General features: G+C 42.5%; 13 protein-coding genes. 10 read left to right on the forward strand and 3 right to left on the reverse strand.

The features are described 5' to 3' along the window. Window positions 1-26: 26 nt before the first annotated feature. The 9 genes from ACXAH2_RS00780 to ACXAH2_RS00820 all read left to right on the forward strand — a co-directional run bounded on the left by ACXAH2_RS00780 (window position 27) and on the right by ACXAH2_RS00820 (window position 9,325). Window positions 27-1,007 carry a helix-turn-helix domain-containing protein gene (locus ACXAH2_RS00780; RefSeq protein ID WP_475075870.1) on the forward strand — a complete coding sequence of 327 codons (981 nt, stop codon included), beginning with the start codon at window positions 27-29 and terminating at the stop codon, window positions 1,005-1,007. A gap of 243 nt (window positions 1,008-1,250) precedes the next feature. Next, the gene (locus tag ACXAH2_RS00785) at window positions 1,251-2,648 is read left to right on the forward strand and encodes a DUF4856 domain-containing protein (RefSeq protein WP_475075872.1); all 1,398 of its coding nucleotides are present in this window, start codon (window positions 1,251-1,253) and stop codon (window positions 2,646-2,648) included. Window positions 2,649-2,724: 76 nt separating this feature from the next. Then, entirely contained in the window at window positions 2,725-3,732 is a 1,008-nt protein-coding gene (locus ACXAH2_RS00790) for a sterol desaturase family protein (protein WP_475075874.1), read from the forward strand. 57 nt (window positions 3,733-3,789) lie between these two features. Then, window positions 3,790-4,689: a DMT family transporter gene (locus ACXAH2_RS00795; protein ID WP_475075876.1), complete on the forward strand. Its 900-nt coding sequence runs from the start codon at window positions 3,790-3,792 to the stop codon at window positions 4,687-4,689. Window positions 4,690-4,819: 130 nt separating this feature from the next. Then, the gene (locus ACXAH2_RS00800) at window positions 4,820-5,635 is read left to right on the forward strand and encodes an arylamine N-acetyltransferase family protein (protein WP_475075878.1); all 816 of its coding nucleotides are present in this window, start codon (window positions 4,820-4,822) and stop codon (window positions 5,633-5,635) included. A gap of 53 nt (window positions 5,636-5,688) precedes the next feature. Beyond that, complete coding sequence (locus ACXAH2_RS00805; RefSeq protein WP_475075880.1) at window positions 5,689-6,624, forward strand: DMT family transporter; 936 nt, start codon at window positions 5,689-5,691, stop codon at window positions 6,622-6,624. A gap of 44 nt (window positions 6,625-6,668) precedes the next feature. Next, window positions 6,669-7,268 (forward strand): Crp/Fnr family transcriptional regulator, encoded by a 600-nt coding sequence (locus tag ACXAH2_RS00810; protein WP_475075881.1) that lies wholly within the window; start codon window positions 6,669-6,671, stop codon window positions 7,266-7,268. 292 nt (window positions 7,269-7,560) lie between these two features. Further along, on the forward strand, window positions 7,561-8,328 hold the full coding sequence (locus ACXAH2_RS00815; RefSeq protein ID WP_475075884.1) for a coniferyl-alcohol dehydrogenase: 768 nt from the start codon (window positions 7,561-7,563) through the stop codon (window positions 8,326-8,328). Window positions 8,329-8,386: 58 nt separating this feature from the next. Then, entirely contained in the window at window positions 8,387-9,325 is a 939-nt protein-coding gene (locus ACXAH2_RS00820) for a SphA family protein (RefSeq protein WP_475075885.1), read from the forward strand. A gap of 81 nt (window positions 9,326-9,406) precedes the next feature. Here the strand turns inward: ACXAH2_RS00820 and ACXAH2_RS00825 are convergent, their stop codons facing one another. Continuing rightward, window positions 9,407-11,170: a sigma 54-interacting transcriptional regulator gene (locus ACXAH2_RS00825; protein ID WP_475075887.1), complete on the reverse strand. Its 1,764-nt coding sequence runs from the start codon at window positions 11,168-11,170 to the stop codon at window positions 9,407-9,409. A 263-nt stretch (window positions 11,171-11,433) separates the two neighbouring features. On the opposite strand from ACXAH2_RS00825, the gene ACXAH2_RS00830 reads away from it, so the two are divergent. Further along, window positions 11,434-12,894 carry a benzaldehyde dehydrogenase gene (locus ACXAH2_RS00830; RefSeq protein ID WP_475075888.1) on the forward strand — a complete coding sequence of 487 codons (1,461 nt, stop codon included), beginning with the start codon at window positions 11,434-11,436 and terminating at the stop codon, window positions 12,892-12,894. A 71-nt stretch (window positions 12,895-12,965) separates the two neighbouring features. On the opposite strand, the gene ACXAH2_RS00835 is transcribed toward ACXAH2_RS00830, so the two are convergent. Both ACXAH2_RS00835 and ACXAH2_RS00840 read right to left on the reverse strand, forming a co-directional pair. Further along, window positions 12,966-13,619, reverse strand: a complete 654-nt coding sequence (locus ACXAH2_RS00835; RefSeq protein ID WP_475075889.1) for a DsbA family oxidoreductase — start codon at window positions 13,617-13,619, stop codon at window positions 12,966-12,968. 161 nt (window positions 13,620-13,780) lie between these two features. Then, window positions 13,781-14,623, reverse strand: a complete 843-nt coding sequence (locus ACXAH2_RS00840; RefSeq protein ID WP_475075891.1) for a 2OG-Fe(II) oxygenase family protein — start codon at window positions 14,621-14,623, stop codon at window positions 13,781-13,783. Window positions 14,624-14,647 lie beyond the last annotated feature (24 nt).

The raw sequence follows: 14,647 nt of genomic DNA on the forward strand, positions 1-14,647 counted from the left end.
TTCTGGGTAGGGAAGATGAGGTTGATATGTTAAGCACAAACCTATTCGCACCAATTTGGGGCGAAGAAGTCCGGTTTTCTGAAGCGTATGATGCCGATTTGCATGCCAGAAACCTGACTAATTGGCAGCAAGAATACGACCAGACCAGTCGTGGTAACTTCTATGGCAGTATTGTCGAATTGTCTTTTGATGGTTTGCAGATATTTCATGAGCACACTAGTCAAGCATTACAGCAAAAATGTGTTGTCTGGCCAGACTCTGTTTGGTTAGGTATTCCCCTTCAAGCTGAAAAGCTCAGCCGCATCAATGGGTTAACCATTCATCCCGATACTATTATGTGTCGACCTGGTGACCGTGAGTTCCAGCTTTCGACGCCAGAAGAATATGATTTGTTTGGTTTGGTCGTGGATCAAGATATTTTAATCAAAGTCGCAGGCATTCATGGTCTGGACTTGAATTGGAAGGAACTTACCGAACATGGTCGTCTTGGTGTGCCAAACAAAACCTTAGAAGAAGTTCGTTTTTTAATGCAACGCTTGTTGTCGGTGGAACAAAATGAAACCCCATCACGTCTGCAAAAAGATGTCGTCTTAATGGCATTGCTGGAAGTGCTAAAGGTCGAGACCCCGCAACCTGCGCGAACACAAAGTTATCATAATCGTAAAAAAGTTGTGGATTGTGCCCGTAGTTTTTTGGATCAGCATATGGATGCACCGGTTACTGTTACTCAACTTTGCGAGGTAGCAAATGTAAGCCGTCGTACTTTGCAATACAGTTTTGAGAGCATTCTTGGAGTGAGTCCAATTCAATATCTACGTCTATCACGCTTAAATGGTGTGCGTCGCGACCTTGTGAAAAGCAGTTTGACGAGCACAGCAGCAAGGGTAAATATTAGTCAGGTAGCTGCTCAATGGGGATTTTGGCATCTTAGTCAATTTGCTAAAGACTACAAGCAACTGTTTGGAGAGCAGCCTTCCCAAACACTGAATTGGCGGCATATAAGCTAATCAGATTGGTTCTGCCAAAACCACAGTTGCCTATTCAATTGGCACTTTCCTTAGGCTTATCGAGTCTCTTTCTTCATTTTATTTAAATTTTTATATATGAGTTATAAGCAAAAATTATCGCGCTATAGTTTTTTTTTATTAAGTAAAAATAAGAATCAATAGTATCTTTGTTGTCTCTTTGCGATTTTTTTGCATTTTCTATAATAAAAAAATACTCAGCGCGAGTATGACTAGAGGTTCAATATGAAAAATAAATGGGTTTCATCTTTGCTGATGTTAAGTATGGCAGGAGCCACACAGGCAGCAGAACCAACCTATGAATTTGGCATTACTTTAAAGGACTATCAGGGCGATAAAACAAGCTCAGTGTCATATGGTGGACAAATTGCGCGTCACGCATTGCATAACTCAATCAAGGTCTTGGGTAAGCAAGGCAATGGGAAAGATAATCAAGCCTTGCTTGATAAGTTGAACCTGTACTTTTCAGGAACAGCGGCAGGTCGTGACATTATCGATCCTGTTTCTAAGGAAGGCTTTGCGATTAAACAAAGTAAAATTGATGACTTGTCATCTGGCAAAGACTTAGCAACCAGCGCTTATAAGGGTGTGGTAACTGGTTGGCCAGGTAACATGACGGCGGCGGAAGTACTGAACAGCATGATAGTACAAGCGGCGAAAACCAAAGGAGGCTTTGATCCAGTGAATGGCTATGACTACATTCAGTTGATCTCAAAATTCTCCATGGGCGCTGTTTTCTATAATAAAGCGGTTAATCATTATTTGGATGAAAAATTAGGTGCGGATGTCCACCCTAATGATCAAGCGTACAAAGATGGTGTTGCTTACACGGGTAAAGAGCATGTTTGGGATGAAGCCTTTGGTTACTTCGGAGCACCCATTGATGCTTTGAATTTAACACCGCAAGACGTTGTCGATATCACAAAAATGAAGCCAGAAGTATTTGCTAAGGCGGATTACAACAAAGATGGTGTGGTTGATCTTAAATCTGAGATGGCATTTGCCCATGCCTATTATGCAGCGAGTGTGGATGCGTCAGGTGGTACTCAATACTTTCATACCATCATGAAAGCTTTCTATGATGGTCGTAAGCTGATACAAGACGCACAAGGTGAGAAGCTCTCTACTGCTGAGCGCCAACAGTTGCAAGCATACGCTAAAGTCATTGCAGATAACTGGCAGAAAGTGATTGCAGAAGCGGCGTTTAAATACGCGGGCAGTGTCTACAAAGACATTGAAACACTGCAAAAAGCTGAAAAATCCAATGGTGATATCGCCAAGCCTTACCGTAATTATGTGAAACATTGGGGTGAATTGAAGGGTTTTACCTTGTCATTACAAGCGGCTGGTCGTGAATTGGGTGAAACGCAAGTTCAGCTGAATCGTTTGACTGGATTCAGTCCTGTATTGTTTGGTGATTCACAAGTGGTTGCTGTAGGCGCTGATGGTGCATTCATTCAGGCGAAGAGCATTTCTATGAATGAGTACAAGTTGAATATGTTGAAGCTGCAAGTGCATTTGGCTGAGAAATTTGCACTGAAAGCCAAGCTGAGTGACCGTACAGCAGGTATTTCGGATCTAATGGAAAACCTGAATACCGGCGTGAGTGCCGAAAACGACTAATGTTTGATCATACGATAAGAGAAGGCACTATGCTTTTTCTTATCGTAATCTTTCATTCCCTTTCTTAAATGTTGTTATGACCTATCTTGATTGGTTGTTGAGTGTGTTGCTGCAGACGTTTGCTGATTTGCAAAGCGTGCAGAAGCGAGTGTCTATTTGGTATTTGATGTCCGCTTTTATGGTGACAATGGTGTTTTTTGGGTGGCGTTATCCCGGCCAAGTAAAAACACGTCTACAACAATTCCTTTCGCCTACTATTTGGTGGCATAAATCCGCGCAAACGGACTACTTAGTGTTTTTGATTAATCGCTTTGTAATGGCTCTGCTAACACCTAGATTACCATCAAGTGTGTTATTAACGACTTGGGTCTACTATCAATGTCAATCATTTATGCTAGAGATGTCTCCAATCAGGCTGTCAACCAGTCTTGTGGTGGCGTTATTTACGGTGAGTTATTTTTTGCTAGACGACTTTAGTCGTTTTTATCTCCACCGCCTATTGCATAAATGGCCTATTCTTTGGAATTTTCATCGAGTTCACCATAGTGCTAAAGTACTCACTCCGATGACGGTGTTTCGTACGCACCCAGTAGAAGGCATTTTGTTTTTTTTACGCGCTTCTTTGGTTCAAGCGGTTTGTATTGGTGTCTTTGTTGTTCTCTTTCCTGATCAGGTTTCCCTTTATACTGTTTGGGGAGTATCTATTTTTACCTTTTTATTCAATGTTTTTGGGGCTAACTTGAGACATTCGCATGTGGTATTCAGTTATGGGAAGTTGGAAAAATGGCTGATTTCTCCCGCTCAGCATCAGCGTCATCATTCTTCCAGTATTGAAGACTATGACTGTAACTTTGGCGTGGTTTTAGCGGTTTGGGACAGGATGTTTGGTTCTTGGAAGCAGGCCAGTAGTGATCAGACATTGTCCTTTGGGACCAATACCGCATTCGATCACCATCATCTTATTGGCTTATACCTTATACCTTGTTATCAGGTTTTGATGAGTCTTATGGTAACAGGTAAAAGGATTGTACATCGCTTTCTTTGGGTTATATTGTCAGTTGCATCGTTTTTATACGCCGCTTAAATGAGCTATAGGGTTTTGCATGCTCTGTATGTTTTAAGCTAATAAGGAACCGGTTTTATGCAATTGCTTGCCATATCAAGAACACAATTTGCGTCGGCTGTTGTGTTCATCGCAGCCTCTTTTTGGGGAATTTACTGGATGCCATTGAGATATTTAGAATCTCGAGGGGTCGATGGTATGACGGCTGTCGCTTTGTTAAATATCCCCGCTATTTTGCCATTGCTGCTGTTAGTTGGGTTGACTTGGCGGCAATACCGACCCTATTGGCGTCAAGCTCTGTTGGTAGGCTTTTGTACCGGAATGGGAATTGCCCTGTATTCATCAGGTGTCGTTTATTCCTCAGTTGTTCGAGCCACTTTGCTATTTTATCTAACCCCTGTTTGGTCCACTTTAATTGAAATTGTGTGGTTAAAAGAGCGGGTCGGATGGTCTCGTTGGCTGGCGGTCTTTATCGGCCTTTCTGGTATGGTCTTGTTGCTTTCCGAAGGCGATGTTGGTTCACAGGGGATAGGTGATTTACTGGCGTTTTTGTCTGGTATTTTTTGGGCATTAGGTGCCTCAATGGTTCGACGTTATGACCAGATACCGATAGCCGGTATGGCGTTAGGACAATTTTCCATCACTGCATTAGGGGCATTGGTCATTGGGTATCTGTTTGCCCCGGTTGCTTTTGTCTATTTCGAACTTACAGCCTCCATTGTTGTTGTGACTTGTCTGGTTTCCCTGTTGATTTTTATGCCGGTCGTCATTGCTATTTTTTGGGGACAGAAGTTAATTAATCCGGGTCGGGCGGGGTTGCTCATGATGTCGGAAGTGGTGGTGGCGGTGATTTCCGCGAGCATCATTTTACCTGAAGAGCGTATGGGGGTAATTGAATATATGGGGGCTCTCTTTATCATTAGTGCCTGTGTTATAGAGGTTTTTTTGGCGATTCAGCCTAAGCCTCGTCTTGTATAATAAGGGAAGGTTTGAATAATTCTGCTGTTTTGCCTTTGCAGAAGAGTTTAGGCCTTCTTAACCTAGGTTAATTCTTCTAATTTTCTTTCTCTGTATGATCTACTTTATTGCGAAATAAAAGGAGATCATCATGTCTGATTTACAGGCTTATTTAACCGATTTACAACTTACTGTTCCGACCAGTCAATCTTTGGACTTTGTTCGCTCTTTACAATCTCGTCATATTTCACGCTACAGCTTTAATAGTTTGGCCGTGTTATTAGGTGAAGACATTTCTTTAAATCTCTCCAATATTCTCGACAAGATAGTTTCCCAGGGATTTGGTGGCTATTGTTTTGAACACAATAAATTGGCTTTTGAATTGTTGTTCCATCTTAGTTATGACGTGCGATTGGTGATGGCGCGGGTATTAAATGGTCAATTATTAGATCGCCCGCGTACTCACAGAATTACTCTAGTCAGCATACAAGATGATGTGTATTTAGTAGACGTGGGGTTTGGTGCCGATTGTCCAACACAACCATTGCGTTTAGAGCCAGGGTTAGAACAAACCATTGCAACGGATACCTATCGTATTGTGAAGAACGCGAAAGGGGAATTCGATTTGCAAATTTGGAAGTCGCAATCTAAGCAATTTTATACCCTGTATCGCTTTGATTTGGCTCATTACACGGATGAAGATTGTGTATTGGGTCATTTTTATTCTTCGAAACATCATAAAGCCGTTTTTGTGAATAATCTGGTTGTCAGTATTAAGGATACAACCCGCACGGCGGGAATTCGTAATCATCTGTTTTTTAGTCGTCAACAAGGTATCGAAAAAGAAACATTGATCGATTCAGCTTTAACGTTACATACCTTGTTAGCTGAGGTCTTTAATCTGCATATTGAAGTTGTCATCGCTCAGCATATATTTGACCGTTTTATTGCCCCTAAATTGGCATAACTGTCGTCCTGTGATCTTGCTAGCTTGCCATAATTGAGACAAGGACTCTTGTTATGAATCCTCTTATTACATTACTGGTGTGGGCCTTGTTAATGGCGTCGTCGTTTGTGGTGTCAGGCAATATGGTGTTATATGCCAGTCCCATTGCCACGGCATTTTTTCGTTTTGTATTGGCTTTGGTGCTGATGACAGGCATTCTACTTAGCAAAGAGTACTTGAAAAGAGCAACCAATAAACAAACAGTATTCGCGCAGCTTAGGACACTTTTTTCTCGCCAAAAAATCTGGCAATACGCTGTGATTAGTGGGGCTTTGGTTGGCTTTTTTATTGGTATGTTTGTTGCGTTGCAATCGACTACAGCATTGCATACGTCTGTGCTTTATACTCTAGTGCCGCTGATGGGTGTGTTGATCGCTAAGTGCTGGTTAGATGAAGCAATGTCACCCGTCAAGGTATTTGGTTTTGTGTTGGGCTCTTTGGGGGCTATTTTGGTGTTGCTGGCGACACAAGGAAACGGACCGTTTGTTTGGCACAAAGGTGACTATATCTTTCTTGGCGCGTCTATATTGTTAGCCTTTCATGTGGTGTCTGTTCAAAAATGGGGACAGGCAATAGGGGCTTTTGAGGGTGCTTTTTTGATTATGTTGTTTGGCTCTTTGTGGTTACTGCCCATCGCTTTGATATGGGGAGAATTATCCGAAGTGGCCTGGGGCAACTTGTCATTTTGGTTGAACGGTTTGTATTTGACTGTATTCACGACACTTTTTACCTTTATGTTGCAACAAGTTTTAGTGCGCAGCGTTGGGGCGAATCGAATACTGGCGGCTTCTTATACTATCCCAGTGTGGGTCGCAGTGTATTTAGTGTTGGTGACTTGGAACTGGTCTTTGCTACTGAGTATGGGATTTGCATTGGGGCTGCTATGTTTGCTGGTGGCTTTGTTTTTGATTGACCAACAAACTAAAATCAAACCTATAACAGAAGGGTAAATTTCTATCTAATGATATTGAGTTAGAAACACAGTGGAAATGGTATGGATAAGACGCAACTAGAAATCGAATTTCAACATCATTTTGCTGAGCAGGGGTATCAGATTGATTGGCAAAAACTGACTTTGCCGATGCGTTTTCATGCGGTGGCAAAAGGGGATTTTTTATTCCGCCAAGGAGAATATGCTCAGCGACTCTTCTTTTTGCATAAGGGTCTGGTGCGTTATGTGAAGATTTCCAAAGAGGGCAAAGAATTCACTAAGGCCTTTGTGAGAGCACCTAATATTATTGGTTCCACTCGAGCAATGGTTGAAAATTCGGAGACCTTATTTGGCATACAGGCATTACAGGATTGTGTGATCAGCTCTTATGATTGGCAAGAGTTTTATACTCAGATGCATCAAGACTTAGGTTTTATGACCTATTACAGTCATTTTATGGAACAAATTTTTCTCACCAAAGACACGCGAGAAAGTGCTTTTGTTGAGCACTCAGCAGAACGTCGTTATTTGGATTTTTGTGTTGATTATCCGGATTTAAAAGACAGCCTACCCCAACAACAAATTGCTTCTTATTTAGGCATTACGCCTGTGGCGCTAAGTCGAATTCGGCAGCGACTGAAGTTGCAGACACAAAATCAATGATTAAGACTTAACGTCATTATTATCTTTTTAAATGATGAAGGTCTACTGGCTACCGTTTAATGATTTTCATCATATCATTAATTTTTATTGAGCATGAGCTTTCGTTATTCCGTGATAAATCTTTTTAATTGCTTGAATAAAACCAACTAAATCAAAAAGATATGATTTTTATTCATGTCTAACTCACCATTTTTAGTCTTGTGGGCATGGTCCGTGCAGTTCCTTATTGGTTGTGAAGGCCTTAGGCCTCATTGATTTACGATTTGAACAATAAAAATAAGGAGAAATCTATATGTCATTAGCCAACAAAACTGTTGTGATTACTGGTGTGTCTTCAGGTATCGGCGCTGATGTTGCCAAGTTTGCTCGTCATCAAGGGGCGAGAGTCATTGGCATGGATAGAAACCCTGCTAGTTTGTCTTTGGATGGTTTCATTCAGGTTGATCTGGGCGACATTGCCGCTATTGATAAAGCCATTGCACAGTTGCCTGAACAAATTGACGCTTTGTGTAATATTGCTGGTGTGCCGGGTACGGCAGAAGCAGAACTGGTAGGAAGAGTTAATTATCTTGGCTTACGTTATTTGACTGAATCCCTATTACCGCGTTTTAGCCAAGGAGCCAGTATCGTAAACGTGGCGTCTATTTTAGGGGCTGAATGGCCAGAGCGTTTAACAGAGCATAAAGCCTTGGCGTCAACAAAAGATTATCATGCGGGCGCGAAATGGTTGGCGCAGCATCCTGTAGAGCAAGACACTTGCTATCAATATTTTAAAGAAGCGCTTATTGTTTGGACCACACAACAAGCTCTGCCTTGGTTTAGAGATCACGGCGTGCGAATGAATTGTGTGGCGCCAGGCCCTGTTATGACTCCCATTTTAGGGGATTTTGTCAGTATGTTAGGGGAAGAAAGGGTGCAAGCCGATGCCGATCGAATGTTACGTCCTGCTTTTTCCGATGAGGTTGCGGATGTGATTACCTTCTTATGTTCGGAGCAAGCCCGATGGATTTGTGGTGCGAATATTCCTGTTGATGGAGGCTTGGCGTCTACCTATATCTAACTCTAAGCAGCGTTATAAAGCAAAGAATCAAAAACAAAAATAAAAAGGTCTTTATACTATGAAAATCAAACAAGTCTGCTGTGCAGTAGCATTAACATTACCATTTTCGGCAATGGCATACGATTTACCAGGGATAAATTTAGGAGGCACTAGCTTTTATGATGGTGCCCCTGGGCCGCAAGGGCCGGGATGGTATCTGATAGAATATCTTCAGTCATTGAATACAGATACATTGAATGATAAAGATGGTAAGGCTTTGTCGCTTCCTAAACAGGACTTGGATATGTTTGTGCCTTTGACTCAGATAGTGTATCTGCCTGAGGAAAAGATACAGTCCAATATGACATTGGGATATACCGCTCTTTTACCCTGGGTCGCTCAAGCGGACGTAGACGATGGTTCGAATAATCAGGTTCTTAGTGCGCAAACAGGGGTGGGTGATCTTATTTTGGGGGCATTTTTACAATTTGACCCCGTGATGGGGGAGAATGGTCCTAAATACGCACAGCGTATTGAGTTGGATATAAGCCTCCCTACTGGTGATTATGACCCTAATAAATCGATCAACCCGGGTAGTAATGCTATCAATATAAATCCTTACTATGCGATTACCTATTGGCTTACCCCTAGATGGACCTTCTCGTCACGTATAGCTTATCTATGGAATGGCAAAAATGATGATCCTTTAAAGAGCTTTAGTGCCCAGCGAGATACTCAAGCAGGGCAAGCTTTCCATGTAAATTTTGCCAGTGCTTATGCAGTGTCAGAAAAGTTGAGTGTGGGTCTCAATGGATATTGGTTAAAGCAAATTACGGACACAAAAGTGGATGGTGAAGACGTGTCTGGTCGTAAGGAAAAAGTGTGGGCTGTGGGGCCCGGATTGTTCTACCAATTGGGTAAAGATGATTCATTAATGGCCAACTATTATGTTGAGCAAGATGCAGAAAATAGAGCTGAGGGAAGCCGCTTTGTGTTGCGCTTCAACCACCATTTTTAATGCATAATGTTTGATTCCCTTTTGTGTCTTAGCCCGTATAGCTTTATGTTGTACGGGCTTTTTAAAAGACTTTAGAAATGGTCAGATGGAATTTTTCTTCAAACGATAGGCCAGTTGCGGTCTAGTCAGGCCCACCTTTCGTGCCGCTTCAGATAAGTTGCCTTGCGCCAATTCCACTGCCGTCTGCAGCAAATGATTTTCCAACTCTTCTATTGCTAGGCTACTTTGCCCGTCCGCAAATTGCTTAATCCGTTCTCCCAAATCGTCATTGGATAAAGGTTTATTCGTTTGGCTCAGATTGCCTTTTTGATTGATCGAATAAATAACTTCCTCTGGTATGCTCTCATTGCGAAATACATGATGAAGCTCGATTAGCTCATTTTCTTCTGCGGCAATGACACCTCGTTCGATAAGGTTTTGCAATTCACGAATGTTCCCCGGGAAGTCATAGTTGAATAAGCCACGTCGTGCATTTTGAGTGAAGCCCGTGGGGGATTTGTTATGTTGTTGGCAAAAGTAGCGATAAAAATGGTTTACCAATAATGGGATGTCTGCTTTGCGTTCTCGTAATGGTGGCAAATGGATAGGGAAGACATTTAGGCGAAAGAATAAGTCTTCCCGAAATTCTCCACGTTTGACCGCTTCTCGTAGATCGACATTGGTGGCCGCCACAACACGAACATTAACTTTTATGGGGGCTATGCCGCCCACGCGTTCAATTTCTTTTTCTTGTAAAGCGCGTAGTAATTTACTCTGCCCCGCAAGATTTAAGGTGCCGATTTCATCGAGAAATAATGTGCCATTGTTGGCTCTTTCGAAGCGTCCTGGGCGGCTGTGCGAAGCTCCGGTATAAGCGCCTTTTTCTACACCAAATAGCTCGGATTCTAATAAGTTTTCAGGTAGCGCCGCGCAGTTAAAGGCAACAAAGGGGCCTTCTCTTTTGCTGAATTTATGCAGCATACTGGCGAACAGTTCTTTACCGACGCCTGATTCCCCAGTTAATAACACAGTGGCATTGGTGGGAGCCACTTTTTGTAAGGCATGATTGGCTGCAGTGAAGGTGGCTGATACGCCTATCATTGACGTTGCTTGACTTTCTTCTAGGTTGTCATCTGCAGAAGAGGTAGTGTCAGAAGATTCAGGGCGTTTGTTTGTCGTTGCTGTTGTGTTGAGAAAGCGGATGTCTTCATCAACACTGTCCCATAGTTCAACGGATTTTCCAACAACGCGACATACAGAATGTCCCATACACTGGCATTCTACCTCACGAAAGACAACCAGTGAGCCGACTAAGCCAGATACATATCCAATAGCGTAACCAAGTTCCATCCAGCATACAGGTGAACTGCCAAAGCCATATGAGGCAATGTGCTCTTCTACTTCTGCACTGTGATGCCAGATAAATTCCCCATCGTATAAACCTTTTTCCGTGTCGAATTCAAAATGTAGGGTTTCTACTTTCACCAATCCTTCTAAGCCATGAAGGTGAGTGCCTGCTTCAAAGATGGCAGCCGCTTGTGCATCTGGCCAACGCTGGCGGATTAATTCAGCATCTCTAATACCAGAAAGGTAGCCTGTTCTCGTTAAAATATCGCGAGACTTGTCTAAGCCAAGAGAATCGATCAATTCTTGGCGCAACAGGCCAAATGAAGAGGTATGTAGTAGCATCATACGTTCTTCTTCTAGCCATATTCGTCCATCTCCAGGGGAAAAATACAGACATTCTGTTAGATCATCTATAGAAGGATAATGATGCGAATCCAATTCCTTAGAACTGCCTTTGAGTAAAACTGTATCGTCGTTTTTTGCCATGTCGGCCAGTGAAATTCGAGGAGGACGCGTCATAATAGGTAGTCTCAGTTTGCCCCTAATGAAATAGTTAATTTTTTCTCTTAGTCTGAATGGTTTTTCATCATATGGTCAACTGCTTGCTTCATCCAATTTTTGCGACATCTTATTCAATTTTTGATTTTTTAAGAGAAAAAACATTGAAAATCAGCTAATTATATAAACAGCAATCACAGAAATGATTAAGCGGCATGAGGATTGCTCTGTCAGGCTAATCCATTTACTGGAGATCAAATAAAAATAAGATAGGAGAACATTTTATGTCTAACTCTGTAATAACATCACAAAAATGGTCAGGTCACTTTTTTAATGGTGATTGGGTAGCGGCGAAACAATCACAAGATGTCATTGAGCCTGCCACGGGTGAGGCAATGAGCCAAGTTGGTATGGCAACGGCAGACGATATTTATTTAGCTTGCCAGCAAGCCAGCAAGGCCCAAAAAGAATGGCTATCTGTACCTCCAAGAGATAAGTCGGCAATGTTTCACAAGGCTGCGCAATTCCTACAGGAAAATTTTGATGATTTAGCCTTATACATTGCCCGTGAAACGGGTGGTATTGTTCCTAAAGGTATGCATGAAGTGAAAGAAGCTATTGTCATTCTTCAGCTTGCTGCCAACATGACGTTAGAGCCAAATGGTCTTACATTACCTTCGACACCAGAACGTCAATCCTATGCGAAACGCCAACCCCTAGGTGTAGTGGGTGTTATTTCCCCTTTTAACTTTCCGCTCATATTGTCTATTCGTTCTATCGCACCCGCGTTAGCGACGGGTAATGCTGTGGTTACTAAGCCGGACCCACAAACGCCAGCAACAGGTGGATTTATACTAGCAATGGCATTGGAAGCAGCCGGCTTTCCTAAAGGATTATTGCAAGTGTTGCCAGGCGGTGTGGAAGCAGGTGAAGCACTTTGTGCCGCTCCTGAAGTGCAAATGGTTGCCTTTACAGGTTCCACAGCAGCAGGCCGCAAAGTGGGTGAAGCTTGTGGTCGTAATCTGAAAAAAGTTTCTTTAGAGCTGGGCGGTAAAAGCTCGCTAATTGTGTTGGAAGATGCGGATCTTGATGTGGCTGCTAGTAATATTGCGTGGGGCGCTTATTTCCATCAGGGTCAAATTTGTATGGCATCTGGACGCATTCTTGTTCAGCAAAGTGTGGCGGAAGCTTTGACAGCAAAAATTGTTGAGAAAGCCAAGCATTTACCAGTAGGAAACCCTGCCACCGATGAAGTAGCTATTGGGCCTCTCATCAACCTTCGTCAGTTAGAGAAGGTGCATGCCATAGTGCAAGACACAGTAGCAGCAGGCGCTAAGCTAGAAGCTGGCGGTACACACCAAGGCCCATTTTATCAGCCAACTGTTCTGAGTGGTGTGAAACCTGGTATGCGTTCTTTTGATGAGGAAATTTTTGGCCCAGTTGTGAATATAGTCACTTTTGATGAAGATGCAGAAGCAGTTGAGTTGGCAAATAATACGGAATACGGCTTAGCAGGCGCGGTCATTTCAAACAATCTGTCTCGTGCACAAGCCATTGCTGGTCAATTGCACGTTGGCCTGTTGCATATTAACGATCAAACAGTGAACGATGAGTGTATTAACCCATTTGGTGGCTGTGGTGCTTCGGGTAATGGTAATGCAGTATGTGGTCCTGCTGATTGGGATTTGTATACTCATTGGCAATGGATGACGGTTAAAGCCAGCGCGACGCCTTATCCATTCTAGATCGATACTGAGTTGATCTGTTAGCTCTTATAATAAAATGCCCCGCATGCGGGGTATTTTATTATTGCTCATTATTCCGTCTCTTTGGCCAAGATTTCCTCTAATGCGCTTTTAAATACTTCGCTAGGTTGTCCGCCTGAGATCGCGTATTTATTATTGATGATTACGGTTGGAACAGATTGAATGCCATTTTGTTGCCAGAAGGCTTCTTGTTCACGCACTTCACTGTCATACAACTGGCCTTCCAATACGGTTTTGGCTTCTGTTAGATCTAAATCCACACTGGCAGCAAGATTGGCTAATACTGTGTAGTTACTGACATCTTGATTATGAGTGAAGTGTGCCTTAAATAACGTTGCTTTTAGTTCTGCTTGCTTACCTTGAATGCCAGCCCAATGTAGTAGACGATGTGCATCAAATGAATTATGCATGCGACTGTCATTGGTGAAATTGAAATCAAAGTTCACCTCTTGGCCTCGGGCTTTGATCATGGCACGGTTTTGAGCGGATTCTTGTTCAGTGATGCCATATTTTTCAATAATATGCTCTTGGATATTTTGTCCTTCCGGTGGCATATTGGGATTCAATTCAAATGGCTGGAAGGACATATCTACTGTTACGGAATCACCAAGCTGTGTTAGAGCTTTGTTTAAATTTCCTAATCCGATCACGCACCAAGGACACATGATGTCTGAGACAAATTGGATATTAAGATTGTTGCTCATAATTTGCTACCTAAAAATAAATATTAAGAATGTGTTATGGGCATTCTTAATAAATTAAAGGTAAGTCGCCTAAAGAAGGGATAATATGCGCAGAATTTGCACCTTGTTTGAAAAGGGAAAAGGGCTTGCTAACTGCCTGTTATGGAACAAGCCCTAATAATTTAAATGACACCCAGTTCAACAAGGCGTTCATGTAAGTAGCTTTGTGCCGTATAGCGATTGGACAAGACGACTTCCGGCTTCGGGTGCAGGAATAGAGGCAAAGAAATACGTGATTTGGTTTTATCTGCCCCTTCTGGATTGATTACTCGATGTGATGTAGAAGGAAAGTAACCGCCTGAGGCTTCTTGCAACATATCGCCTATATTTATGATCAGAGTACCAAAATCACAAGGCACGTCCATCCAAGAGCCATCTTTGGCTTTAACTTGAAGACCTGGTTCATTTGCAGATGGCAGAATGGTCAATAAGTTGATGTCTTCGTGGGCGCCGGCACGAATGGCACCGAGCTCTTCATCACCTTTTAAAGGTGGATAATGTAAGACACGTAGCAGGGTCTGATCACTGTTTTCGACCATGCTGGAAAGAGATTGAGTGTAGTTTTTCGCTACATCAGAAGGTGTGTGAGTTTCCACCCAAGCTAGCAGTTCTGCTGCTAAGTTATTGGCTTCGCTGTAATATTGCGCCAGTAATGCCTTTTTATCCGCTGGGCATTGACCCCAAGGGTAATAATGGAAGTATTCCTTGATGTCTTTTTTGGTATGTCCTTTGGCCGTTTCAGAAACGTCGGAAGGAAAAAAACCGTCTTGTGTGCCTTTGTTGTAGACGAAGTTTTGTTTGTCTCCACTGTCAAAGAAATCTTGCCATTCTTGATAAATCGCGCTGACAAGGGATTGTTTGATTGGGTGGTTTTTCAGTACGCCAAAACCTGTTTCGCGCAAAGATGATACGAAGTCTTGTTGTGCAGTGGGACTAGTGTAGTCGATAGCTTTTAATGTCGTCATTGTGTTCTTTCACCATAAGTATTG

It is taken from the genome of Marinomonas sp. ABL3_031 (genome assembly GCF_056161265.1).

Bases quoted from the DNA above. Each gene is read 5' to 3' on its own strand.
- ACXAH2_RS00825 (WP_475075887.1), bottom strand. From the start codon at position 11,170: ATGACGCGTCCTCCTCGAATTTCACTGGCCGACATGGCAAAAAACGAC.
- ACXAH2_RS00820 (WP_475075885.1), top strand. From the start codon at position 8,387: ATGAAAATCAAACAAGTCTGCTGTGCAGTAGCATTAACATTACCATTT.
- ACXAH2_RS00830 (WP_475075888.1), top strand. From the start codon at position 11,434: ATGTCTAACTCTGTAATAACATCACAAAAATGGTCAGGTCACTTTTTT.
- ACXAH2_RS00840 (WP_475075891.1), bottom strand. From the start codon at position 14,623: ATGACGACATTAAAAGCTATCGACTACACTAGTCCCACTGCACAACAA.
- ACXAH2_RS00815 (WP_475075884.1), top strand. From the start codon at position 7,561: ATGTCATTAGCCAACAAAACTGTTGTGATTACTGGTGTGTCTTCAGGT.
- ACXAH2_RS00795 (WP_475075876.1), top strand. From the start codon at position 3,790: ATGCAATTGCTTGCCATATCAAGAACACAATTTGCGTCGGCTGTTGTG.
- ACXAH2_RS00780 (WP_475075870.1), top strand. From the start codon at position 27: ATGTTAAGCACAAACCTATTCGCACCAATTTGGGGCGAAGAAGTCCGG.
- ACXAH2_RS00835 (WP_475075889.1), bottom strand. From the start codon at position 13,619: ATGAGCAACAATCTTAATATCCAATTTGTCTCAGACATCATGTGTCCT.
- ACXAH2_RS00805 (WP_475075880.1), top strand. From the start codon at position 5,689: ATGAATCCTCTTATTACATTACTGGTGTGGGCCTTGTTAATGGCGTCG.
- ACXAH2_RS00790 (WP_475075874.1), top strand. From the start codon at position 2,725: ATGACCTATCTTGATTGGTTGTTGAGTGTGTTGCTGCAGACGTTTGCT.
- ACXAH2_RS00810 (WP_475075881.1), top strand. From the start codon at position 6,669: ATGGATAAGACGCAACTAGAAATCGAATTTCAACATCATTTTGCTGAG.
- ACXAH2_RS00785 (WP_475075872.1), top strand. From the start codon at position 1,251: ATGAAAAATAAATGGGTTTCATCTTTGCTGATGTTAAGTATGGCAGGA.
- ACXAH2_RS00800 (WP_475075878.1), top strand. From the start codon at position 4,820: ATGTCTGATTTACAGGCTTATTTAACCGATTTACAACTTACTGTTCCG.